Consider the following 21,771-nt stretch of genomic DNA (forward strand, 5'->3'; position numbering starts at 1 on the left):
TGCGCGACATTAGACGACAGGACTCAGCCGGCAAAGACCCGCTTCGGCTTGAACATGCCTTGTTCGATGGCGCCGATGGCGACCAGCTTGCCGCGCGCGGTGGCGCAGGCTTCCTCGGCTTCCACCGGCGCGTCGCGGCCACGGATGATGACCGGATTGCCGAGGCGGATCTTGGTCGCGGCGTCGTCGCTGATGGCGATCTGCGGCAGGCAGTCCAATGCGGCCGATGTATCGACCAGCAGCGCGTCGATGGCGCTGAAGTCGACCGGCACATCCACCGCATCGCTAGCGTCCGCTTCTTCCGGCTTCTCGTCGCCCTGCTCGCCGAAACGGGCGGCTTCCAGTTCGGCGATGGTGACGAAGTCTTCCTGCGTGAACGGCTCGACTTCGATCCGGCGCAGTTCCGAAATGTGGCCGAAGCAGCCGAGGTCGCGGCCCATGTCGCGCGCCAGCGAGCGCACATAGGTGCCCTTGCCGCATTCGACCTCGAAAATACTCTGGTCGGCACTGTGCTCGACAAGGTCAAGGCGGCCGATTTCGACCTCGCGCTCGGGAATGTCGACTGTCTGGCCGTCGCGGGCAAGATCATAGGCGCGCTCGCCCGATATCTTGATGGCCGAGAATTGCGGCGGCGTCTGCATGATGACGCCGGTGTATTTCGGCATCAGCGCCCGCACATCGGCTTCGGCCGGACGCCGGTCGGAGCTCTGGGTCACCGGGCCCTCGAGATCGTCGGTCGAGCGTTCGTCACCCCAGGCAACCGTGAAGCGATAGATCTTGGCGCCGTCCTGGACGTAGGGCACGGTCTTGGTGGCCTCGCCAAGCGCGATCGGCAGCATGCCCGAGGCCAGCGGGTCGAGCGTGCCGGCATGGCCGGCCTTTTCCGCCTGGAACAGCCACTTGATCTTGGAGACGGCTTCGGTCGAGCCCATACCGATGGGCTTGTCGAGCACCAGCCAGCCGGAGATCGGCCGACCCTTCTTCTTGCCGCGACGCCCCACTATTCGGTGTCCTTCTTGTCGTCTTGGTCGCCGGTGCCTAGATCGCGCGCGACTTCGGGCGATTTCAACAGATCGTTGATCCTGGCGAAGTTGTCGAACGAGGTGTCCAGCTTGAAGCGGAACTCAGGCATGAACTTCATCTGCCGCAGCGCGCCGGAGACACGGCCGCGCACGAATTTCGCATGCTTGTTGAGCGCGTCGATCACCGCGCCGGTATCCTTGGCGCCAAGTGGCGAAACGAAAGCGGTGGCGACCTTCAAATCGGGCGACATGCGCACTTCCGAGACTGAAACCACGGTGTTCTCGATCAGCGGATCGATGATCTCGCCGCGCTGCAAGGTTTCGGACAGCGCATGGCGCACCTGTTCGGCGACGCGCAGCATGCGCTGGGATGGGCTTGAAGTGGTTGGACGGGGCATTTTTCTCAATCCTGAAATCGTGAAGCGCGGGATGGGACCGCGCCGCATGTCTCATATGGGTCATTCTCAATAGGACTGGGGCGGCGGTCTTTCGACCACCGCCCGGTCCCAACAGGATACTCGAACTCAGAGCGTCCGGGTCACCATCTCGACGCGGAAGCACTCGATGACGTCGCCGACGCGCATGTCTTCGTAGTTCTGGAAGGCCATGCCGCATTCCTGGCCGCCCGGGACTTCCGAAACTTCGTCCTTGAAGCGCTTCAGGGTCTTCAGCGTGCCTTCGTGGATGACGACGTTGTCGCGGATCAGGCGGACGCCCGCACCGCGCTCGACCTTGCCTTCAGTGACACGGCAGCCGGCGATCTTGCCGACCTTGGTGATGTCGAAGATTTCGAGGATCTCGGCATTGCCGATGAAGGTCTCGCGACGCTCCGGCGACAGCAGGCCGGAGAGAGCCGCCTTCACGTCATCGACGAGATTGTAGATGATCGAGTAGTAGCGGATCTCGATGCCGGCAGCGGCAGCAGCCGCACGCGCCTGCACGTTGGCACGAACGTTGAAGCCGATGATCGCGGCACCCGAGGTTTCCGCCAGCGACACGTCGCTTTCGGTGATGCCGCCGGCACCGGCATGAACGATGCGGGCGCGCACCTCGTCGGTGCCGAGCTTGTCGAGCGCGGCATTGATCGCCTCGATCGAGCCCTGCACGTCACCCTTGATGACCAGCGGGAATTCCTTCAGCCCGCTCGTCTGCAACTGCGACATCATCTGTTCGAGCGAGCCGCGCTGGCCGGCATGCTTGGCCACCGCCTTCTCACGCGCCAGACGCTGGCGATATTCGGTGATCTCGCGGGCACGAGCCTCGTTGTTGACCACGGCGAAGCGGTCACCGGCCTGCGGCGTGCCTTGCAGGCCAAGCACCTCGACCGGCATTGCCGGCGGAGCTTCCTTGATCTGCCCGCCACGGTCGTTGACCAGCGCGCGCACCCGGCCCCACTCGTTGCCGGCGACGAGGATGTCACCGGGCATCAGCGTGCCGGTCTGCACCAGCACGGTGGCGACGGGGCCACGGCCCTTGTCGAGCTGGGCTTCGATGACGACACCTTCGGCGGTGCGGTCCGGATTGGCCTTCAGGTCGAGGATTTCGGCCTGTAGCAGGATCGCTTCGAGCAGCTTGTCGATGTTGGTGCCCTTGGTCGCCGACACTTCGACGTCCAGCACTTCACCGCCCATCGATTCGACGAAGACCTCATGGCGCAGCAGCTCCGAGCGAACCTTCTGCGGGTCGGCGTCGTGCTTGTCGATCTTGTTGATGGCGACGATGATCGGAACGCCGGCCGCCTTGGCATGGCTGATCGATTCGATCGTCTGCGGCATGACGCTGTCGTCGGCCGCCACCACCAGGATGGCGATGTCGGTGGCCTGGGCGCCGCGGGCACGCATCGCCGTGAAGGCGGCGTGGCCGGGCGTGTCGATGAAGGTGATCTTGTGACCATTCTTCTCGACTTGGTAGGCGCCGATATGCTGGGTGATGCCGCCGGCCTCGCCGGAGACGACATTGGCATTGCGGATGGCATCGAGCAGCGAGGTCTTGCCGTGATCGACATGGCCCATGATCGTCACCACCGGCGGACGCGACTCGAGATCCTCCGCGTTGTCGGCGATGTTGAACAGGCCTTCCTCGATGTCGGACTCGGCAACGCGGCGGACCGTGTGGCCGAATTCGGTGGCAACCAGTTCGGCCGTATCGGCGTCGATGACGTCGCCCGGCTTCAGAATCTGGCCCTGCTTCATGAAGAACTTGACCACATCGACCGCGCGCTCGGACATGCGCTGCGCCAGTTCCTGGATGGTAATGGTTTCGGGCAGGATCACTTCGCGCATGACTTTCTCGCGCGGCTCATTGTGCAGCGCGCGCTTGAACTTCTCTTGACGGCGGCGCATCGACGACAGCGAGCGGGCGCGCGCGTCCTCGTCGGAAAGCGCTGTGTTGAGCGTCAGCTTGCCGCGACGGCGGTCTTCCTCGCCCTTGGTGGGCTTGGCCGGGCGCGCCACTTCGGGCGTGACCGGACGGCGCACCGGGGCACCGGCGCTGGTGCGCTTCGGCTTGACCTCTTCTTCATCGTCGACGGTCGCCAGTTCGGCGGCCAGCGGCGCGCGGCGGCGTGCCTCTTCTTCGGCGCGGCGGCGGGACTCGGCCTCGGTCTGCAACCGGGCTTCTTCCTCAGCCTGGCGACGCGCGGATTCCTCGCGCTCGCGCTTGCGGCGCTCTTCATCTTCGTTGCGGCGCTTGGCCTCGTCGATGGCGCGCTGGCGATCCTCGACATCGCGAACCTTGGAGCCTTCGAGCGCCTTGCGGCGGGCTTCCATTTCATTGCGCGACAGTTCGTTGAGCACCATGCCGCCGCGTCCGGCCGGCGGCGGAGGCGGTGGCGCCTTTGGCGCTTCCTGCACAACGGGCGCTGCCGCTACTGGCGGCTTCGGCGTGAACACTGACGCAGGGGCTGCGACCGGCTCCGGCTTGTCGCCAGGCATCGAGAACTTGCGCTTCTTGGTCTCGACCAGGACCGACTTGGTGCGGCCATGCGAGAAATTCTGGCGCACAATGCCCTGCTCCGTACCGGGGCGCTTCAGCGTCAAGGTCTTCTTGGGTGTAACACTCAACGTCTTGTCGTCGCCCGATTTCGTATCGCTCATTCCATATCCTCTGCGGCATCATCTTCGTCAGCAACGGCCGCAAGCATTGCCAGATCGTCCGGGGTACCGCCCCGATATCGGTCGAGCGCAACCATGCGCTTCTGGACCGCCTTGCCCGCGTCTCCCGCGAGAACGGCAGCATGTATCACATTTGTACCCCCCAATGCCAAGCTCAACTCGGCCTCGGAGAAAAGTTTGTAAGCAAGGATGGCAGGCCCGCCGAGATGGACGGTCGCCCGTCTCGCCTGGCTGATCTTGCGCACGCCATCGTCCGACGCTTCAGCGGCATGGAGCACGAAAAGCGCCAGCCCACCACGCACCGCGCTCTCGACCTTGGTGGCGCCAAGGGAAATTGCGCCTGCCTTGCGGGCGAGGCCGAGCATGCCCAGAGCGGCTCTGGAAAGCAGTCCATCGACCATGCCGCCGAGATCGGGCGGTACGGTCACTTGCGCCTTGAAGGCGCGGGCAAACAGGTTCTTCGCCGCCGCCTTGTCCATATGTAGGCGGTCGGCGGTCACCCAGCAACCACGGCCGGGCAGGTTTCTCTTGATATCCGGAACGACGGCCGAATCCGGGCCGACGACGAAACGGATCAGATCATCCGGTTCGGCCTGCTTGCGGGTGACGATGCAGGTGCGATCGTTCATCTCGTCCTGGGGCGGGTTCGGTGCGATGCGGTTTCACCTCACGCACCAACGGCTTCGTCAGCCGGGACTTCTTCGGCTGCAAGCTCGTCTTCGGTGATCCAGCCGGCCTTGAGGCGGGCAGCCAGAACCATCTGCTCGGCGTCAGTGCGCGACACGCCGTGATTGGCGAGCACGCCTGGGAATACCTTGGTCTCGCCGTCCTTGCGTTCCTTCCAGCCGGTCAGGTCGTCGGCGGCATAGCCGGCGAAATCCTCGATCGTCTTCACGCCGTCCTCGCCGAGCGTCACCATCATGGCGGTGGTGACGCCGGGGATTTCGCGCAATTCGTCGGTCACGCCCAGCGCCTTGCGCTTGTCGTCGTGCTCGGCTTCGATCTTCTCCAGATATTCGCGGGCGCGGGTCTGGATTTCCGAAGCGGTGTCTTCGTCAAAGCCGTCGATGGATGCGATTTCGCCGGCGTCGACATAGGCGACTTCCTCGACGCTGGTGAAGCCTTCGGAAGCCAGCACCTGGCCGACCATCTCGTCGACATCGAGGGCTTCCATGAACAGCGACGAGCGTTCGACGAATTCCTTCTGGCGGCGCTCGGATTCCTCGGCCTCGGTCAGGATGTCGATGTCCCAGCCGGTGAGCTGCGAGGCGAGGCGGACGTTCTGGCCGCGACGGCCGATGGCCAGCGACAGCTGGTCGTCCGGAACCACGACTTCAATACGCTCGGCATCCTCGTCGAGCACCACCTTGGCGACTTCGGCCGGCTGCAGCGCATTGACGATGAAGGAAGCGGCCGAGGGCGACCACGGAATGATGTCGATCTTCTCGCCCTGCAGCTCGCCGACGACCGCCTGGACGCGGCTGCCGCGCATGCCGACGCAGGCGCCGACCGGGTCGATGGAGCTATCCCGCGAGATGACGGCGATCTTGGCGCGCGAGCCCGGATCGCGGGCAACCGACTTGATCTCGATGATGCCGTCGTAGATTTCCGGCACTTCCATGGTGAACAGCTTGGCCATGAACTGCGGATGGGTGCGCGACAGGAAGATCTGCGGGCCGCGCTGTTCGCGGCGCACGTCGTAGACATAGGCGCGGACGCGATCGCCATATTTGTAGTTTTCGCGCGGAATCAGCTCGTCGCGACGGATGATCGCCTCGCCACGGCCGAGATCGACGATGACGTTGCCGTATTCGACGCGCTTGACGGTGCCGTTGACGATCTCGCCGATGCGATCCTTGTATTCGTCATACTGGCGGTCACGCTCGGCCTCGCGCACCTTCTGCACGATGACCTGCTTGGCCGACTGGGCGGCGATACGGCCGAAATCCATCGGCGGCAGCTGTTCGGCAATGAAATCGCCGAGCTGCGCGTCGGGATTGCGCTCGCGGGCCGAAGAAATGGCGATCTGGGTCGCGTAATCGTCGACCTTCTCGACCACTTCCATCAGCCGCTGCAGCTTCATCTCGCCGGTGTTCGGGTTGATGTCGGCGCGGATGTTGGTTTCCTGGCCATAGCGCGAGCGCGCCGCTTTCTGGATCGCATCGGCCATGGCGGCGATGACGATCGACTTGTCGATCGACTTTTCACGCGCGACCGCGTCGGCGATCTGCAGCAGTTCAAGTCTGTTGGCGCTTACAACCATCTTTTTTCTCCCGAGCTGGTTGCCGAGCCTGTTGGGCCCGGCTGCTCAATCATAGTTCCTGTTCGATTTCGTCTTCCGCGCCGGCTTCCGCCCCGTCAGGCGCGTCGTCCGGTTCGCCGCGGCGTTTCTTGGCTTCCTTGCGCGCCCGGTTGTCCTTCGACAGCGCGTCACGGATGAGGTCGTCGGTGAGGATCAGCCGGGTCTCGGCGATCGCGTCATAAGGAATGCGCACCGTCGGCTCCTCGCCATAGGCGGCCTTGTCGCGCGCGATCACCACATCGTCTTCGCCGGCCTCAGTGATCTTGCCCTTGAAGCGTTTGCGGTCGGCGACGAGGATCGACGTCTCCAGCTTCACCAGATGACCGGTCCAGGTGACGAAATCCGACTTGCGCACCAGCGGCCGGTCAATGCCCGGCGACGACACTTCGAGATGATAGGCCTTCTCGATCGGATCATCGACATCGAGCGCCGGCGACACCGCCCGGCTGACCTCTTCGCAATCCTCGACGGTCATGGTGCCGTCCTCGCGTTCGGCCATGATCTGCAAAGTGAGCCCGTTCTGGCCCGACAGATGCACCTTGACGAGGCGGAAGCCGATGCCGCGCAGCACCGGCTGTACGATCAGCGCGATGCGCGCATCGATACCGCTTTCGCGGATGATGCGGTCGTCGCCTTCGCTAGCCGTTGCAGTCATTAGATCCCTGTCGTTCGATTGGTGGCTGACCGGCAGGTAATAAAAAAGAGCGGGACCGGGTGGACCCACTCTTCGTCATACCGACCAAGAATTTGAGGTTGATATAAACGAAGGTGGCCCGCCTTTCAAGTGCCGCGGCCGGCAGCGCCCGGGCGGATTTCCCAGGACGGTTGCAGCAGGCGCATGGCAAGCATGCGTCCGCACCCCTAACCGGCTGTCTTTCCAGCACCTATGTGCGTTGCGCCGCACGACTTCCTCAATGCGGTAGCAAGGACGAAAGACATGAGCACCTATAAGCCGCTTGGCGCCATTGGCGAACTGGTTCGCCTGTTTGGCAGCGCCATCACCGCATCCGCCGCTGTTGAGCGCGGTCGCCGCCCCGAGAATCAGGACCTGGTGGCGCTGGGCATCGACCCCAGCGAATTCCGCCGCATTCGGCGCTTCTAAAGCCTGTTCCATCCCGAGAAAATCGGGATGGGGTTCTCTCTTTGTTTAGGCATGATCTTTTCCGAAAAGCGGATTCCACTTTTCGGGATCATGCCTATCAGTCCTCGCTGGCGCCAAGCTGGGCCAGCACCTTGCCGCGGCCACGGGCGCGCAAATAGAGCGGCAGCAGCACGGCAGTCGCCGCAAGTAGCAACAGGACCACCGCAATCGGCGATCCGACAAGGATCGACACATCGCCCTGACTGATGGCCAGGGCGCGGCGCAATTGTTGCTCGGCCATCGGCCCCAGGATCAGTCCCACCACAACAGGCGCGATCGGATAGCCGAAGCGACGCAAACCGTAGCCCAGCAGGCCGAACGCCAAAAGCATGCCCAGTTCAAAGGAAACGGGCAAAGTGAACAGCCCCAGCACATTGACCTGCGACACCGCCGCATTGGCGCCGATGGTTCCAAGCGTCGCAAACAGCAGGATGCCGGCGTAGAGCCAAGGCGTCGGTATGGTCAAAAGCTTGATCCAGACACCGATCAGCGGCAGGTTGAGCACCAGCAGCATCAGATTGGCGACGAGCAGGCTGGCGATCAAACCCCAGACAAGCTGCGGATTCGTGGCAAAAAGCAGCGGACCGGGCTGCAACCCGAACTGCTGGAAACCGGCGAGCATGATCGCGGCCGTGGCCGTGGTCGGCAGGCCGAGCGTCAGCAACGGCACCAGCGTGCCGGCGGCCGAAGCGTTGTTGGCTGCTTCCGGGCCGGCAACGCCCTCGATCGCGCCGTGGCCGAACTCTTCCGGCTTTTCCGCCAGCTGCCTTTCCACCGAATAGGACAGGAACGTGCCGATCTCGGCGCCGCCGGCCGGCATCGCGCCGATCGGAAAGCCTATTGCCGTGCCGCGCAGCCACGGCTTCCAGGAGCGGCGCCAGTCCTCGCGGGTCATCCAGACCGAACCCTTGACCGCCTGGATGGTTGAACTGCTGCTCTTGCTGGCAGCAACGCTCAGCGCCTCGCCGATAGCAAACAGCGCCACCGCAAGCGTCGTCACCTCGATACCGTCGAGCAGGTCGGGAATGCCGAAGGCAAGACGCGCCTGCCCGGTCTGAAGGTCAATGCCGATCAAGCCGAGCGCCAGCCCGACAAACAGCGCGGTCAGACCGCGCAGCGTCGAGTCGCCGAAGGCAGCCGAAACGGTCATGAAGGCGAGGATCATCAGCGCGAAATATTCGGCCGGACCGAAGGACAGCGCCATCTTGACGATGGTCGGCGCGATGAAGGCGAGGCCGATGGTGGCGATCAGGCCGGCGACGAAAGAGCCGATGGCCGCCGTTGCCAGAGCCGGCCCGCCGCGCCCGGCGCGCGCCATCTTGTTGCCTTCCAGCGCGGTGACGATCGAGGCACTTTCGCCTGGCGTGTTGAGCAGGATCGACGTCGTCGAGCCGCCATACATGCCGCCATAATAGATACCGGCAAACATGATCAGCGAACCCGCCGGGTCCAGCTTGTAGGTCACCGGCAACAGCAGCGCCACGGTGAGCGCCGGGCCGATGCCGGGAAGCACGCCGACAGCCGTGCCAAGCGTGACGCCGATGAGCGCATAGAGCATGTTCATCGGCTGGAGCGCCGTCAACAACCCGTTAGCCAGCAGACCGAACGTATCCATCTAGGGCCGAACTCCCATGAAAATCGCTCAGAACAGTCGTTCGAGCGGACCGGCCGGCAGCGAAAGCTGCAGCCCCTTGGCGAAGATGATCCAGATGATGAACGACAGGACGATGCCGATGGGGACCGTCTGCCACAACGGGCCGCGGCCGAATGCGCGCGCGGTCGCGGCAAAGAGCAGCCCCGTGGCGATCGCGAAGCCCGCCACCTTCAGCAGCAGCATCTGAGCCACGAGGCCGCCGACGATCCACAGGATCGGGCTGATTTCCTGATGCTCGCGTTCGGGAAAATCGCCGCGAACGGCCTCGAAAGCCGTCCAGATGGACAGGCCGAAAAACACCGCGGCAATGAAATAGGGAAAGGTCGTCGGGCCAACACGGGCATAATTGGCGCCGGCGCCATGGCTGGCGGTGCTCCACGCAATCACCACAGCCACCACGGCCAGGATGGCGGCAATGACAAGCGCCGCCCGGTCCGGGCGGCGCTTCGCTTCGTTTTGGCCGGTCTGGCTCATTTCACCAGACCGATATCTTTCAGGATCACCGCAGTGGCTTCGGTGTCCTTCTTGAGCTGTGCGGCGAAATCGTCGCCGGCGAGATAGGTGTTGGCCCAGCCCTTGTCGGCGAGAATCTTCTTCCACGACGCCGACTGCACCATCTTGTCGACGTCAGCCAGCACGGCGGCTTTCTGGTCGGCGGAGAGGCCGGGAGCGGCAGCAACCATGCGCCAGTTCTGGATGGAAACATCCACGCCGCTCTCCTTCAGGGTCGGCGCATCGATGGTTTCGACCTTGGCATCGCTGGAGATGCCGATGATGCGCAACTGGCCGGCCTTGATCTGCGAGTCGAATTCGCCGTAGCCGGAAATGCCGACGGTCACCTGACCGCCAAGAATGGCGGCAAGTGCTTCACCGCCACCGGAGAAGGCGATGTAATTGATCTTGGTGGGATCGACGCCAACGGCTTTGGCAATAAGCCCGGCAGCAATATGGTCGGTGCCACCGGCTGAGCCGCCACCCCAGGAAACAGCGCCCGGATCGGCCTTGAGCTTGGCAACCAACCCAGCCATATCCTTGATGTCGGAAGCGGTTGGAACGACGATCGCTTCATACTCGCCGGTCAGGCGGGCGATCGGGGTGATCTGATCGAGCGTCACCGGCGAAGCGTTGGTGAGGATCGCGCCGACCATGACGTAGCCGCCGACGATGAGCTGGCTCGGATCGCCATTGGCCTGATTGACGAATTGCGCGAGGCCGATAGTGCCGCCGGCGCCTGGAACATTGTTGACCTGGACGCTGCTCGAGATCTTCTCGTCCTGGAGCGCGGTCTGCATCGAACGCGCCGTCTGGTCCCAGCCGCCGCCAGGGGCTGCGGGAGCCATGATCTTGTAGTCGGCCGCTGCGGCCGGCAGGGCGAGAGCGCCCGCGATGATGGATGCCAACACGAATTGCTTCATTGCCGTTCCTCCCTTGCGACCCGCTTGCGCGGGGCAAATGCTTGTTCAGTTTCGAAGCCCGCGTCAGGCTGCGTCTCGAAATAAACGGGGAAGGAACCGGCCGACTCAGGGTTCGGCCAATGTAGCTAAGCGTTTCCAAACCGCTCGCGCGGCGGCGGTGCCGCCGTCGGGTGGTCTTTGCGGAAACGTGTTCGAAGTCCTCCCGAACTTTCCGAGCCTCGCCGCCTCCACGGATGGGCCAAAACCTACCTAGCGCAGCAACCTGACATCAGACTGACGCCGATGCAACAGGATAGGAATATCGTACGATCAGGGACTGCGCAGCGCCGCATTCCAGCGTTCGATGAGGCGCATGCGCTTGACCTGGTCGAGATAGACCATCAGGCCCGGGCTGACCGGGACCGGGCGCAACTGTCCTCCGAGAACCTCCTGCATCCTGTTTGCCGTGTTCTCGCCCGAAACTTCCGGATTGACGGCGGCGATCTGCAGTTTGCGCGCCATCACCGTCTGTCCCTCGGCGGACATGAAATATTCGAGATAGCGGCGACCCAGGTCCGGCGAGCGGGAGGCGGTGGGCACCAGTCCGATGCGTGACATCACCACCGTGTAATCCTTGGGCAGCACGATGCCGACGTCGGGATCCCTGGCGGCCCAATCGGCGGCATAGGAGCCCAGGATGTTGTAGCCAAGTACGAAGCGGCCATCGGCAATGCGCTCGAGGATGGCGGAGCTGGTCGAGTAAAGCTTTACGCCAGACGCTCCCATGGCACGGATAACCGACCAGATGTCCGGGTACTGCTCCTGGTCGCGTGCCATGAACATGAAACCAACGCCGGATCGCTCGATGTCGTAGGTGGCGATGCGGCCATAGACCTTGTCGCCCTGAGTCTTGAGAAAATCGACGAACTGGCCGCGCGTGGCGGGCGGCGCAACGTCCTTGAAGCTCGGCTTGTGGTAGACGAACACCGCAGGCTCGAAGGTCAATGCGTAGGCCGTGTTGCGCCAGTTTGCCCAGCGCGGCCAGAGATCGGAAAGCGGCAGGCGGCTTTCCTGCGCGTAGCCGTCATTGGCGAGCTTGACCTGCAGGTCCATGGCCGAGGAAAAAGCGATGTCGGCGGTACCCTTGCCGGCGTCGGTTTCGGCAACGACGCGATCATAAATGTCGGTCGTCAACAGATCCTCGTAGCGCACGGCGACGTCGGGATTGGCTTTCTGGAAGCCGTCGATCATCGGCTTTGCCAAAGGCGCGTCCAGCGATGAATAGACGACCAGCGTGCGGGCATTTGAAGCCCCATCAAGTGCGGGAAAGAGGGTGACGTCCGCCCATGCGGGCGCCGAAAGACAAACCAGAACGGAGAGGATGGCCAGGCGCATGGTCGCGAGACCATGCCTCAACAATGGGTGCCGCACAACGGCGACACGCCACCGACGCCAAGTGACACGGCTCTGGACCTTTGCCTGTCGAATGGGCATCGTCGGAAGAGGGAGAACCCAGTGCGCATTCTGGTGGTAGAGGACAGTCAGACGTTGGCCGCCGGTCTCGCAGCGGTGCTGAAAGGCAGCGGCTATGCCGTCGACGTGGTCGGCGACGGCGCGTCGGCCGTGGCCGTCCTTGCCACCGAGCGGTTCGACCTCGTCATTCTCGACCTCAACCTGCCGCAGATGGATGGTCTGGAGGTGCTGCGCACCATGCGCGGCCGCCAGCACGACGCGGCAGTGCTGATCCTGTCGGCGCGCCACTCGCTGGACGAAAGGGTCAAGGGGCTCGACCTTGGCGCCGACGACTATATGGTCAAACCCTTCGATGTCGGTGAACTGGAGGCGCGGGTTCGCACACTGCTGCGCCGCCGCGCGGGCCTCAAGACTGCAACCGTTGCCTTTGGCGAGGTGGTTCTCGACCTCACCACGCGCAGCTTCTCTTCGCAGGGCGTAGCAATCGACATTCCCGCGCGCGAACTGGCGTTTCTCGAAACGCTGTTCATGCGCGCCGGCAAGGTGGTGGCCAAGCAGGCGATCATCGAATCGCTCGCCGGTTTCGACGAGGATCTGAGCGCCAACGCCATCGAGCAATATGCCAGCCGGCTGCGCAAGCGGCTGGCGCCCTATGGCCTGACGATCAGGACCGCACGCGGCATAGGCTACTACCTCGAAAAGATCCAAAGCGGCTGATGGTGCCGGCAAAACCATATTCGCTGCGCAGGCGGTTGCTGGTCTGGCTGCTGGTGCCGCTCGTCATAATCGGCCTGATTGCGCTCGCCGACACCTATCGCGAGGCGGTGAACACGGCAAACGCCGTCTCGGACCGCGTGCTTGCCGGCTCGGCGCTGGCCATTGCCGAACGCATCGTCGTTGCCGAGAACGGCGCGCTGGAGGTCGACGTGCCCTATGTGGCGCTCGAAATGCTGACGTCGGCAGCCCAGGACCGCGTGTTTTACCGCGTCGACGGCCCTGGCGGCTTCATAACCGGCTATCAGAATTTGCCGGTGATCAAAGGGCTTGCGCGCGAGGAAAGCGGCTATGCCGATGCCAGCTTTCGCGGCGAGCCCATCCGGCTGACATCGCTGTCGCGCGCTGCTTCGACCGGGGTGAGTTCGATCCCCTTCGTCGTCACCATCGCCGAAACGACGATTGCCCGCACGCAACTGGCGCGGACAATCCTGCTGCGCTCGGCATTGCGCCTGGCCATCCTGATCGGCAGCGCGGCGGCGATCATGTGGCTCGCCGTCACCTTTTCGCTGCGGCCGCTCTATCGGCTGCGCGATGCCATTGCCGAGCGCAACCCGGAGGATTTGCACCCGATCGAACAATCGGTGCCGAAGGAGGTGCGAGGCCTGGTCGACACCGTCAATTCGTTCATGGGAAGACTTGGTTCGGCGCTTGGCGCGATGCGGCATTTCACCGGCAATGCCAGCCACCAGCTGCGCACGCCGCTGGCCATCATCCGCACGCAGCTGGCGCTTTCGGCGCGCGCCCCTTCGCTTGAAGAGGCCCGCCATGCCGCCACGATCGGCGACGAGGCTGTCGCCCACGCCGAACGCGTCATCGCCCAGCTGCTGCTGCTTGCCAAGGTCGACGAAGCGATGTCCGACCGGCTGAAGAGCCTTGGCGCGATCAATCTGACGGAACTTGCGCAGGTGCTGACCGCCGACTTTGTCGCCCAGGCCCACAGCGCCGGCATCGACCTCGGCTTCGAGGGCGAACAGGCGCAGTTTGTCCGTGGCGAGCCGATGCTGTTGAGCGAAATGATCCGCAATCTGATCGAAAACGTGCTCGCCTATGCCGGCAGCGGGACGGAGGCGACCGTCAAGGTTTTCGCCGACAGCGACGATGTCGTGCTCGAAGTCGAAGACAGCGGACCAGGGATCGCGGCGGACGAACTGGCAGGCGTGCGCCAGCGCTTCGTGCGCGGTCGTGCCGGCGGCAAGCCGGGAGCCGGGCTCGGCCTGCCGATCGTCGAGGAGATCGCGGCACTGTTTGGCGGACGGCTCGATCTGTCGGCGGGCAAGGACGATCGCGGCCTGCGCGTCCGCGTCGCCTTTTCAAATGCGAACCAGGATCAGGCGCGCACGAAGGTGAGATAGGCCGGCCGCCGGCCCTCGCGAACGGCTTTCGCCTCGTAGCGCGTGCCCGGCCAACCATCATAGGGCCGGTGCCAGTCCGCCGCTTCCTGCGCTTGCCACGCGAACGCGCCATGCGCCCGGCAGTGCAGCAGCGTCCAGTTCACATAGGTGTCGATGTCGGAAGCGAAGCGGAATTTTGCGCCAGGCTTCAGCACACGGGCAAAGCGACCGAGATTGAGCGGGCTGACGAAGCGCCGCTTCCAGTGCTTTTTCTTCGGCCACGGGTCGGGGTAAAGCAGGTCGATGCCATCGAGCGAAGCCTGCGGCAACCAGTCAAGCAGGCGCGTGGCGTCGTCGTCATAGACCTGAAGATTGGCAAGCGGCTTTTCCCGCACCGCCATCATCATCTTGGCCATGCCGTTGACGAACGGCTCGACGCCGACAAAACCGGTGGCTGGCGCCGCCGTCGCGCGGTGCAAAAGGTGTTCGCCGCCGCCAAAGCCGATTTCCAGCTGAATCGAGGAAACATCCGCCGCAAACAGGTCACGCAGATCGGCAGGCGGCTTTGCCGTCAGGTCGAGCCTGTAGGTGCTGAAACCGCTTTCGAGCGCGGCCGCCTGCTGCGGGCGGATGGTCTTGCCGCGCCGGCGACCGAAAAATGCTTCGCTCGCACGGCTTGGCCTGTCCTTGGGATCCATGGGCTGACGCGTGGCGGCCGCCGATCAGGCGGCAACCGCGTCCTTGAGCGCCTTGGCGAGATCGGTCTTTTCCCAGGAGAAAGAACCGTCGCGACCAGCCTTGCGGCCGAAATGGCCATAGGACGAGGTCTTGGCGTAGATCGGCTTGTTGAGGTCGAGGTGACGGCGGATGCCGGACGGCGACAGATCCATCACCGTGCGCAGCGCTTCCTCGAGCTTGGCCTCGTCAACCTTGCCGGTGCCGTGCAGGTCGACATAGACCGACAGCGGTTGGGCGACGCCGATGGCATAGGAAAGCTGGATGGTGCAGCGGTCGGCGAGCTTGGCCGCCACTACATTCTTGGCGAGGTAGCGTGCCGCGTAGGCGGCAGAGCGATCGACCTTGGTGGTGTCCTTGCCGGAGAAGGCGCCGCCGCCATGCGGTGCGGCACCACCATAGGTGTCGACGATGATCTTGCGGCCGGTCAGGCCGGCGTCGCCATCGGGCCCGCCGATGACGAACTTGCCGGTCGGATTGATGTACCACATACAGTTGTCGGCGATCTTCAGGTCGCCAAGCGCCTCGCGGATATAGGGCTCGACGACTTTGCGGACCTTCTTCGAATCCCAGCTTGCATCGAGATGCTGGGTCGACAGCACGATCTGCGTCGCCTCGGCGGCCTTGCCGTCGATGTAGCGGACGGTGACCTGGCTCTTGGCGTCCGGTCCGAGCTTGCCGGCCTCACCGTTGTTCTCGTGACGGGCGGCGGCCAGCAATTCGAGAATCTTGTGGCTGTAGTAGATCGGCGCCGGCATCAGGTCCGGGGTCTCGCGGCAGGCATAGCCGAACATGATGCCCTGGTCGCCGGCACCTTCTTCGCCCTGGCGGTCGGCGGCGTTGTCGACGCCCTGGCCGATGTCCGGCGACTGGCCGTGCAGCAGAACCTCGATCTTTGCCGTCTTCCAGTGGAAGCCTGCCTGCTCGTAGCCAATTTCGCGGATCGCCTTGCGGGCAACCGACTTGAACTTGGCCGGATTGATGATCGAATGTCCGGCCGCGTCCTTGAGGGTATTGCCGGCCTTGTCCTTCTTCAGGAGAGTCTCGGGAACACGCACTTCGCCGGCGATGACAACGCGGTTGGTGGTTGCCAGCGTCTCGCAAGCGACACGAACCTTCCATGGGTCCATGCCGGTCTTCTTGGCTTCGCGATAGACCAGATCGACGATCTCGTCGGAGATACGGTCACAAACCTTGTCGGGATGGCCCTCGGCAACGGATTCCGAGGTGAAGAAGTAATTCTGCCGCGTCACGGGTGTCCCCTCTTGAAAAACGGATCGGCAGGGCTGCCGACTTTGGCGCGCCACGTGTTAGCGGTGCTGGGCGTCGCTCGTCAAGCGGTGCCGCAGTTCTGGCATGAATGTCGCAGCAGATATCTTGTACCACCGGCGGCATGGCGCCGCCGGCAGTCAAGCCTCCTGGATCAGTCGGCACCTTCGGTGGAAAGAGACTTCACCAGATCTATGATCCGCCGGCGCACCTTCACATCAACGATCTTGACGAAGGCGCGGTTGAGCTGAAGCCCTTCAGGACTGCCGCAGAATTCGACGGCGAAAGCCATGGAGGCATCTTCGGCGAATCCGCGATTGCCCACGGGCTCCTGACCGGGGGCATCCTCGAAGAAGAAGGCAACGGGCACGCTGAGTATGGACGCTATTGCCTGCAGGCGGCTGGCGCCGACGCGATTCGTGCCTTTTTCATACTTCTGGATCTGTTGAAACGTGATGCCGAGATTCTCACCCAGCTTTTCCTGGCTCATCCCAAGCATATTGCGCCGAAGCCGAATGCGACTTCCGACGTGGATGTCGATCGGATTCGGTTTTTTCTTGTTTTCTTCTGTCATTTTTTCCTCGCCGAATTTTTCCGGCTTTTTCTATTTTTCTTGCCCAAACGAAGCCGGAGCCAACTGCCCCAACAGAACCTCCAACCGACTTCGAGAAATTTTAGGCGCGTACAGTATGAGTTTCTAATGTGTCGACTGTCAATTCACCCGTAGCCGTTGCCTTACGTTCAATGCGAGGGCGATCATGGCAAACAGCAACATGATCAGCATTCCGTTAATGCGCCTCTGGCCGGCGGAAACGAGAGCCTCTCCGGAGACCGGCACCCGTACGTCGATGGCGCCTCGCGCATCGACGGCCAAAGCGTCGACGATGCGTCCGTGAGCGTCGACAACAGCGGAAATGCCGTTGTTGGCGGCGCGCAACAGGGGCAATCCATTCTCGACCGCACGAATCTGAGCCTGCCTGAAGTGCTGGTACGGACCCGGCGTGTCGCCGAACCATGCGTCATTCGTGACGTTCACAATAAGCTCAGCTGACGCAGCGTCAACTGAAACCAGATCAGGAAAGATCACCTCGTAACAGATAAAGGGCAGCGCGCGGATGCCGCCTGGCAGCGCGATCGGGTGTCGTTCATTGCCGGCGGCGAAATTCATCGGCCCGGCAACGAGCTGATCGACGCCGAAACGGCCAAGCAGGTCGGCGAAAGGCAGATATTCGCCAAACGGCACCAGATGAACCTTGTCGACGGCATCGGTGATCTCACCCTTGTCGTCGATCGCCACCACGGCATTGTAATAGCGGCTGTCGGCATTCGCCGCCGAGCCGCCTTCCTCGCGCACGACGCCGGCGATCAGCACCTGCCCGGCCCCAAGCATCTCGCCCAGTGCCGTCAGCGCATCCGGGCGCTCGGTAAACAGAAACGGCACCGACGTCTCCGGCCACAGGATCAGCTGCGGCCTGCCATGGCCAGGCTCCGGCGCCTTGGCCGACAACCCCATCAGAGTGGCGAAGATACGGTCGCGCACCGAGGCGTCCCACTTCTCGCTGAGGTCGACGTCGGGCTGCACGATGCGGACATCGATGGTGCGGGTTGCAGGTTCGACCGCAGCGGTAAGCCTGACATAGCCGAAGCCTACATGGGCGCCGACAAGAACGACCAGCAGTGCGGCACCCAGGCGCAGATGCCTTTGCGCCGCAAGCAGCGCCGGCAGCGCGAAAACAAACACCGCCAGCGCGTTCATGCCGATCATGCCGGTGAGCGAGACGCTCTGCATCAGCAAGGGCACCGGCATCGCCGCATAGCCGACGGCATTCCAGGGAAAGCCGGTGAACAGGAAGCCGCGCAGCCATTCCGCCAGGGCAAAACCGAAGGCGAGCGCGGCGATGCGGCCGATGTCATTGCTCCACAGCAGCCGGGCGACGACCGTGGCGAAACCATAGAAAAAGGCGAGCGCGAAGGGGATGCCGATAACGGCGAACGGCAAGGCCCAGGCGAAACTGTCTGCCTCGACCAGAAGTGCCGAGCCGATCCACCACAGGCCGGCGAGAAAATAACCGAAACCGAACCACCAGCCGATGGCAAAGGCCGGCCGCAGGCGCCGCAGCCAGCCGTCCGAGGCTTCACCGGTGGCGCCATCGAGAAGCCAGACCAGCAGCGGGAACGAAACGAAACAGACAGCGAAAAAATCGTAGGGCGCCTGGGCCAGAACCGCCGACGCCCCAGCGAGAAACGCCACCAGCGCGCGCCGCCAGCCCCAAAGCAGAATTATCCGGCCGGCAAGGCGCTGCATCAAAGCTTCCGACTCGTGCGAATCACGGCAGAAGATTTAGCAGGCCGCAGTCCCCGCTCCAAACCGCTTAAACGTGATCTAGCGGTGCCAGCCTTCGATGCTGAGGCCGCTCAGCCGTTCCGCCTCCTCGCGTGGGACGGCGTGCAGAGTCTGTGTGAAAGTCCAGACATGGCCTTCGGCGTCGCGCGCCCGATACAGCCGCTCACCGTAGAACTGATCGGCGGGCTCCTGAACGATGTCGGCGCCGGCCGCCCGCGCCCGCTCGCAATGGGCGTTCAGGCCGTCCTTTAGCCTGATATAGACCGATTGCGTGTTCCTGCCGCCGAGCGAAGCCGGACTGGCGATATGGTCAGCCCATTCGGAATCGACAATGATATAGCCATCACCGAAGCGCATTTCGGCATGGACAAGTTTTCCGTCGGCATCACTGACGACCATGCTTGGTTCGAAGCCGAAAGCGGCTTCGAGCCATCGTAATGCGGCGCGCGGGTCCTTGTAGAATATGCCGGAGCCGAGCGTCGCGTGCCTGAACGGATCGTCGACCGCCATCGGTCGGCGCTTCCTTACGCCTGCTCGGTGCGGGCGGCGCGCCGGCGACGCTCGCCTTTCTGGCTCTGCACGATGCGCACCCGCTTGACGCGGCGCGGGTCTGCGTCGAGCACGTGGAACTCGAAGCCGGGTATGGCTTGCACCACTTCGCCACGCGCCGGCACGCGGCCCAGCGTGTTGAAGATCATGCCGCCGATCGTATCGACATATTCGCCATGTTCGCCGGCGGTGAAATCCTCACCGATCATCTTGGCGACCTCGTCGATCTCGGCCTTGCCGTCGACGACGAACACGCCTTCGCCGGTCTGGGTGATCAGCGGCTCGTCGTCGTCATGCTCGTCTTCGATGTCGCCGACCACCATTTCGACGATGTCTTCGAGCGAGGCGAGACCATCGGTGCCGCCATATTCGTCGATGACCAGAGCCATCTGGGTGCGCGTCGTCTGCATCCGCCCCATCAGATCGGAGGCGAGCATCGACGGCGGCACGAACAGCACCGGACGGATCAGGCTCAAATCGCCGATGGTGCGCGCAAGATCGACCTGGGCGAGGTCGAGCAGCGTGGCAGCAGGGGTTTTCCTTGATGTCCTGCCCTTCTTGACGCGGGCGACCTTGGTGATGTGCGCCAGCACGTCGCGGATGTGGACCATGCCGCGCGGATCGTCGAGCGTCTCGGAATAGACCGGCATGCGCGAATGGCCGGACTGTTCGAACAGGCCGAGAAGATCGCCCAATGTCGTGGTGATCTCGACCGCCTCGATGTCGGCGCGCGGCACCATGACGTCCTCGACGCGCACTTCGCGCAGACGCAGGATGTTGTTGAGCATGGCGCGTTCGCCGGGCGAAAAGGCGCCGGCGTCGCTTGTGGTTTCGGCCAAGGCGTCGGCGATTTCCTCGCGCAGGCTGGTGCCGTTGCGCTGCCGGAACAGGCCGAGCACGCGGTCGAACAGGGAAGGACCGGCAGGCGATGGCTCGCTGGCAATGCTACCAGAAGCGGGGCTGCCGGTGATGGTACTGGGACTCGAGCCCTCTTCCGTCGTATCGGAAGGCTTGGTCGCACTGCCGGCGTCGGGGCGGGCGGCAGTTTCTGGTTTGTCGTTCATCGTCGTCCGGTCATTTGGTCTTTTGTAGTTACGCGTAGGGATCGGGAATGGCAAGCCTTGCCAGCGCTGCGCGCTCGATGGCTTCCATTGCCTCGGCCTCGGCGTCGGTCTCGTGATCGTGGCCCAGCAAATGCAGCAGGCCGTGGATGACGAGATGGGTGATATGGTTGTCGACCGGCTTGTCTTCCAGTGCCGCTTCGCGCGCGACGGTCTCGGCGGCGAGCACGATATCGCCCAGCATCGGCGGCAGCGGATCGCCTATGGCGACTGGAAAAGCCGGGAAAGACAGGACGTTGGTGGGTTTGTCCTTGCCGCGCCAATCGGCATTGAGGGTGCGGATATGGGCATCGTCGGAAAAGACGATGCTGAGTTCGGAGCTTCCCGCCACGCCGGTTTCGGCGAAAGCAGCCGCGACGGCGCGATCGACCAGCCGCGTCAGAGCTGCCTCGTCGGGCCAGTCGCCGGCTTCGACCGAAATATCGATCTCGACGGGAACCGGAAGGTTCCCGTCGCCAGGTTCTTTGTCTTCAGGCATGAGCCCGCATCGTCACATCAATTCTCGGCGCCCAGACCACGCGCCAGCTTGGCGTCGCGATCATAGGCCCTGACGATTTCGGCCACCAGCGGGTGGCGGACCACGTCGCCGTCGTTGAAGCGCACGGTCACCGCGCCGGCCACGCCATCGAGAACCCGCAGCGCTTCGACCAGGCCCGATTTGGTGTTGGAGGGCAGGTCGATCTGCGTCGGATCGCCGGTGACGATCATGCGCGAGTTCTCGCCGAGACGGGTGAGGAACATCTTCATCTGCATCGGCGTGGTGTTCTGCGCCTCGTCGAGGATGACGGCGGCGTGCGCCAGCGTGCGGCCGCGCATGAAGGCCAGCGGGGCGATCTCGATCACCTCGGCGGCAATGGCGCGCTCGACCTTGTCGGCCGGCATCATGTCGTAGAGTGCGTCATAGAGCGGCCGCAGATACGGATCGACCTTTTCCTTCATGTCGCCGGGCAGGAAGCCCAGCCGTTCGCCGGCCTCGACCGCAGGCCGCGACAGGATGATGCGCTCGACCATGCCGCGTTCGAGCAGCATCGCCGCATGCGCCACCGCCAGATAGGTCTTGCCGGTGCCCGCAGGGCCGATGCCGAAGACAAGCTCGGACCGCTCCAGCGCGCGCATATAGGCGTCCTGGTTGAGCGAGCGAGCATAGATCGTCTTCTTACGGGTGGCGATCTGGGCGGCGGACACCTTGCCCTTGCGCTCCAGCGTCGGCAGCGTCAGCTGGTCGTCGGCGGCGATCGCCATGCGCACGGCGCCATCGACGTCCGACTGGCCGATATCGACGCCCTTCTGGAGAATGCCATAGAGATTGTCGAGCGCGCGGCGCGCCTGCTCGGCTGCCGAAGCGGACCCCTTGATGGTCAGCTGATTGCCGCGCGAGCGGATATCGATACCGAGCTTTTGTTCGAGTCGGGCCAGATTCTCGTCGAACTGGCCGTAAAGGGCGCTGGCAAGCTTGTTGTTGTCGAAAGTCAGAACGATGTGCGCCATATCCGAGGCCCCAGACGTCAAACTCTGAGGCAGATTCTTCACTTCAGCAGCGCTCAAC

At 63.6% G+C, this 21,771-nt stretch carries 21 protein-coding genes; 3 read left to right on the top strand and 18 right to left on the bottom strand.

Going from position 1 to position 21,771, the window contains the following annotated elements; genetic code table 11:
• Positions 1 to 23: 23 nt before the first annotated feature.
• The 6 genes from truB to rimP all read right to left on the bottom strand — a co-directional run bounded on the left by truB (position 24) and on the right by rimP (position 7,092).
• Positions 24 to 1,001 carry a tRNA pseudouridine(55) synthase TruB gene (gene truB, locus AC1DXU_RS20965; protein WP_477372057.1) on the bottom strand — a complete coding sequence of 326 codons (978 nt, stop codon included), beginning with the start codon at positions 999 to 1,001 and terminating at the stop codon, positions 24 to 26.
• The gene (gene rbfA / locus AC1DXU_RS20970) at positions 1,001 to 1,420 is read right to left on the bottom strand and encodes a 30S ribosome-binding factor RbfA (protein WP_477372059.1); all 420 of its coding nucleotides are present in this window, start codon (positions 1,418 to 1,420) and stop codon (positions 1,001 to 1,003) included. Before rbfA ends, truB begins: the two co-directional genes overlap by 1 nt.
• A gap of 126 nt (positions 1,421 to 1,546) precedes the next feature.
• A complete protein-coding gene (gene infB, locus AC1DXU_RS20975) occupies positions 1,547 to 4,117 on the bottom strand; it encodes a translation initiation factor IF-2 (RefSeq protein ID WP_477372061.1) in 2,571 nt (856 codons plus the stop codon).
• Positions 4,114 to 4,764, bottom strand: a complete 651-nt coding sequence (locus AC1DXU_RS20980; RefSeq protein ID WP_477311577.1) for an RNA-binding protein — start codon at positions 4,762 to 4,764, stop codon at positions 4,114 to 4,116. Before AC1DXU_RS20980 ends, infB begins: the two co-directional genes overlap by 4 nt.
• Positions 4,765 to 4,802: 38 nt before the next feature.
• Positions 4,803 to 6,398 (bottom strand): transcription termination factor NusA, encoded by a 1,596-nt coding sequence (gene nusA / locus AC1DXU_RS20985; RefSeq protein ID WP_477311576.1) that lies wholly within the window; start codon positions 6,396 to 6,398, stop codon positions 4,803 to 4,805.
• 49 nt (positions 6,399 to 6,447) lie between these two features.
• Positions 6,448 to 7,092 carry a ribosome maturation factor RimP gene (gene rimP / locus AC1DXU_RS20990; RefSeq protein WP_477372063.1) on the bottom strand — a complete coding sequence of 215 codons (645 nt, stop codon included), beginning with the start codon at positions 7,090 to 7,092 and terminating at the stop codon, positions 6,448 to 6,450.
• A gap of 282 nt (positions 7,093 to 7,374) precedes the next feature.
• On the opposite strand from rimP, the gene AC1DXU_RS20995 reads away from it, so the two are divergent.
• Positions 7,375 to 7,539: a hypothetical protein gene (locus tag AC1DXU_RS20995; RefSeq protein ID WP_477311574.1), complete on the top strand. Its 165-nt coding sequence runs from the start codon at positions 7,375 to 7,377 to the stop codon at positions 7,537 to 7,539.
• A gap of 97 nt (positions 7,540 to 7,636) precedes the next feature.
• On the opposite strand, the gene AC1DXU_RS21000 is transcribed toward AC1DXU_RS20995, so the two are convergent.
• The 4 genes from AC1DXU_RS21000 to AC1DXU_RS21015 form a co-directional block, all read right to left on the bottom strand.
• Positions 7,637 to 9,193: a tripartite tricarboxylate transporter permease gene (locus AC1DXU_RS21000; protein ID WP_477372065.1), complete on the bottom strand. Its 1,557-nt coding sequence runs from the start codon at positions 9,191 to 9,193 to the stop codon at positions 7,637 to 7,639.
• A 27-nt stretch (positions 9,194 to 9,220) separates the two neighbouring features.
• On the bottom strand, positions 9,221 to 9,706 hold the full coding sequence (locus AC1DXU_RS21005; protein WP_477372066.1) for a tripartite tricarboxylate transporter TctB family protein: 486 nt from the start codon (positions 9,704 to 9,706) through the stop codon (positions 9,221 to 9,223).
• The gene (locus AC1DXU_RS21010) at positions 9,703 to 10,647 is read right to left on the bottom strand and encodes a Bug family tripartite tricarboxylate transporter substrate binding protein (protein WP_477311571.1); all 945 of its coding nucleotides are present in this window, start codon (positions 10,645 to 10,647) and stop codon (positions 9,703 to 9,705) included. Before AC1DXU_RS21010 ends, AC1DXU_RS21005 begins: the two co-directional genes overlap by 4 nt.
• A gap of 309 nt (positions 10,648 to 10,956) precedes the next feature.
• A complete protein-coding gene (locus AC1DXU_RS21015) occupies positions 10,957 to 12,021 on the bottom strand; it encodes an ABC transporter substrate-binding protein (RefSeq protein WP_477372068.1) in 1,065 nt (354 codons plus the stop codon).
• A gap of 120 nt (positions 12,022 to 12,141) precedes the next feature.
• Between AC1DXU_RS21015 and AC1DXU_RS21020 the strand changes: the two genes are divergently transcribed.
• Together AC1DXU_RS21020 and AC1DXU_RS21025 are read left to right on the top strand one after the other, a co-directional pair.
• Complete coding sequence (locus AC1DXU_RS21020; protein WP_477372070.1) at positions 12,142 to 12,816, top strand: response regulator; 675 nt, start codon at positions 12,142 to 12,144, stop codon at positions 12,814 to 12,816.
• Positions 12,816 to 14,228, top strand: a complete 1,413-nt coding sequence (locus tag AC1DXU_RS21025) for a sensor histidine kinase N-terminal domain-containing protein (protein WP_477372072.1) — start codon at positions 12,816 to 12,818, stop codon at positions 14,226 to 14,228. Before AC1DXU_RS21020 ends, AC1DXU_RS21025 begins: the two co-directional genes overlap by 1 nt.
• Here AC1DXU_RS21025 and trmB read toward each other — a convergent pair.
• From trmB to AC1DXU_RS21065, 8 genes are all read right to left on the bottom strand, one after another.
• Positions 14,204 to 14,905, bottom strand: coding sequence for a tRNA (guanine(46)-N(7))-methyltransferase TrmB (gene trmB / locus AC1DXU_RS21030; RefSeq protein ID WP_477372074.1), 702 nt, complete (start codon positions 14,903 to 14,905; stop codon positions 14,204 to 14,206). The two genes, AC1DXU_RS21025 and trmB, sit on opposite strands and share 25 nt — an antisense overlap.
• 24 nt (positions 14,906 to 14,929) lie before the next feature.
• Positions 14,930 to 16,195: a methionine adenosyltransferase gene (gene metK / locus AC1DXU_RS21035; RefSeq protein ID WP_477372076.1), complete on the bottom strand. Its 1,266-nt coding sequence runs from the start codon at positions 16,193 to 16,195 to the stop codon at positions 14,930 to 14,932.
• 170 nt (positions 16,196 to 16,365) lie between these two features.
• On the bottom strand, positions 16,366 to 16,785 hold the full coding sequence (locus tag AC1DXU_RS21040) for a helix-turn-helix domain-containing protein (protein WP_477241592.1): 420 nt from the start codon (positions 16,783 to 16,785) through the stop codon (positions 16,366 to 16,368).
• 138 nt (positions 16,786 to 16,923) lie between these two features.
• Positions 16,924 to 18,516 (bottom strand): apolipoprotein N-acyltransferase, encoded by a 1,593-nt coding sequence (gene lnt / locus AC1DXU_RS21045; protein ID WP_477372078.1) that lies wholly within the window; start codon positions 18,514 to 18,516, stop codon positions 16,924 to 16,926.
• A gap of 78 nt (positions 18,517 to 18,594) precedes the next feature.
• Positions 18,595 to 19,065 carry a VOC family protein gene (locus tag AC1DXU_RS21050; protein WP_477372080.1) on the bottom strand — a complete coding sequence of 157 codons (471 nt, stop codon included), beginning with the start codon at positions 19,063 to 19,065 and terminating at the stop codon, positions 18,595 to 18,597.
• Positions 19,066 to 19,079: 14 nt separating this feature from the next.
• Entirely contained in the window at positions 19,080 to 20,168 is a 1,089-nt protein-coding gene (locus tag AC1DXU_RS21055) for a hemolysin family protein (RefSeq protein WP_477372082.1), read from the bottom strand.
• 28 nt (positions 20,169 to 20,196) lie between these two features.
• Positions 20,197 to 20,703 carry an rRNA maturation RNase YbeY gene (ybeY, locus tag AC1DXU_RS21060; protein ID WP_477372084.1) on the bottom strand — a complete coding sequence of 169 codons (507 nt, stop codon included), beginning with the start codon at positions 20,701 to 20,703 and terminating at the stop codon, positions 20,197 to 20,199.
• Between the two features lie 17 nt (positions 20,704 to 20,720).
• A complete protein-coding gene (locus AC1DXU_RS21065) occupies positions 20,721 to 21,713 on the bottom strand; it encodes a PhoH family protein (RefSeq protein WP_477311561.1) in 993 nt (330 codons plus the stop codon).
• Positions 21,714 to 21,771 lie beyond the last annotated feature (58 nt).

This window comes from Mesorhizobium sp. P3_A10 (genome assembly GCF_056403175.1).

Bases quoted from the DNA above. Each gene is read 5' to 3' on its own strand.
- rbfA (WP_477372059.1), bottom strand. From the start codon at position 1,420: ATGCCCCGTCCAACCACTTCAAGCCCATCCCAGCGCATGCTGCGCGTC.
- infB (WP_477372061.1), bottom strand. From the start codon at position 4,117: ATGAGCGATACGAAATCGGGCGACGACAAGACGTTGAGTGTTACACCC.
- AC1DXU_RS20980 (WP_477311577.1), bottom strand. From the start codon at position 4,764: ATGAACGATCGCACCTGCATCGTCACCCGCAAGCAGGCCGAACCGGAT.
- nusA (WP_477311576.1), bottom strand. From the start codon at position 6,398: ATGGTTGTAAGCGCCAACAGACTTGAACTGCTGCAGATCGCCGACGCG.
- rimP (WP_477372063.1), bottom strand. From the start codon at position 7,092: ATGACTGCAACGGCTAGCGAAGGCGACGACCGCATCATCCGCGAAAGC.
- AC1DXU_RS20995 (WP_477311574.1), top strand. From the start codon at position 7,375: ATGAGCACCTATAAGCCGCTTGGCGCCATTGGCGAACTGGTTCGCCTG.
- AC1DXU_RS21000 (WP_477372065.1), bottom strand. From the start codon at position 9,193: ATGGATACGTTCGGTCTGCTGGCTAACGGGTTGTTGACGGCGCTCCAG.
- AC1DXU_RS21005 (WP_477372066.1), bottom strand. From the start codon at position 9,706: ATGAGCCAGACCGGCCAAAACGAAGCGAAGCGCCGCCCGGACCGGGCG.
- AC1DXU_RS21010 (WP_477311571.1), bottom strand. From the start codon at position 10,647: ATGAAGCAATTCGTGTTGGCATCCATCATCGCGGGCGCTCTCGCCCTG.
- AC1DXU_RS21015 (WP_477372068.1), bottom strand. From the start codon at position 12,021: ATGCGCCTGGCCATCCTCTCCGTTCTGGTTTGTCTTTCGGCGCCCGCA.
- AC1DXU_RS21025 (WP_477372072.1), top strand. From the start codon at position 12,816: ATGGTGCCGGCAAAACCATATTCGCTGCGCAGGCGGTTGCTGGTCTGG.
- trmB (WP_477372074.1), bottom strand. From the start codon at position 14,905: ATGGATCCCAAGGACAGGCCAAGCCGTGCGAGCGAAGCATTTTTCGGT.
- AC1DXU_RS21040 (WP_477241592.1), bottom strand. From the start codon at position 16,785: ATGACAGAAGAAAACAAGAAAAAACCGAATCCGATCGACATCCACGTC.
- lnt (WP_477372078.1), bottom strand. From the start codon at position 18,516: ATGCAGCGCCTTGCCGGCCGGATAATTCTGCTTTGGGGCTGGCGGCGC.
- AC1DXU_RS21050 (WP_477372080.1), bottom strand. From the start codon at position 19,065: ATGGCGGTCGACGATCCGTTCAGGCACGCGACGCTCGGCTCCGGCATA.
- AC1DXU_RS21055 (WP_477372082.1), bottom strand. From the start codon at position 20,168: ATGAACGACAAACCAGAAACTGCCGCCCGCCCCGACGCCGGCAGTGCG.
- ybeY (WP_477372084.1), bottom strand. From the start codon at position 20,703: ATGCCTGAAGACAAAGAACCTGGCGACGGGAACCTTCCGGTTCCCGTC.
- AC1DXU_RS21065 (WP_477311561.1), bottom strand. From the start codon at position 21,713: ATGGCGCACATCGTTCTGACTTTCGACAACAACAAGCTTGCCAGCGCC.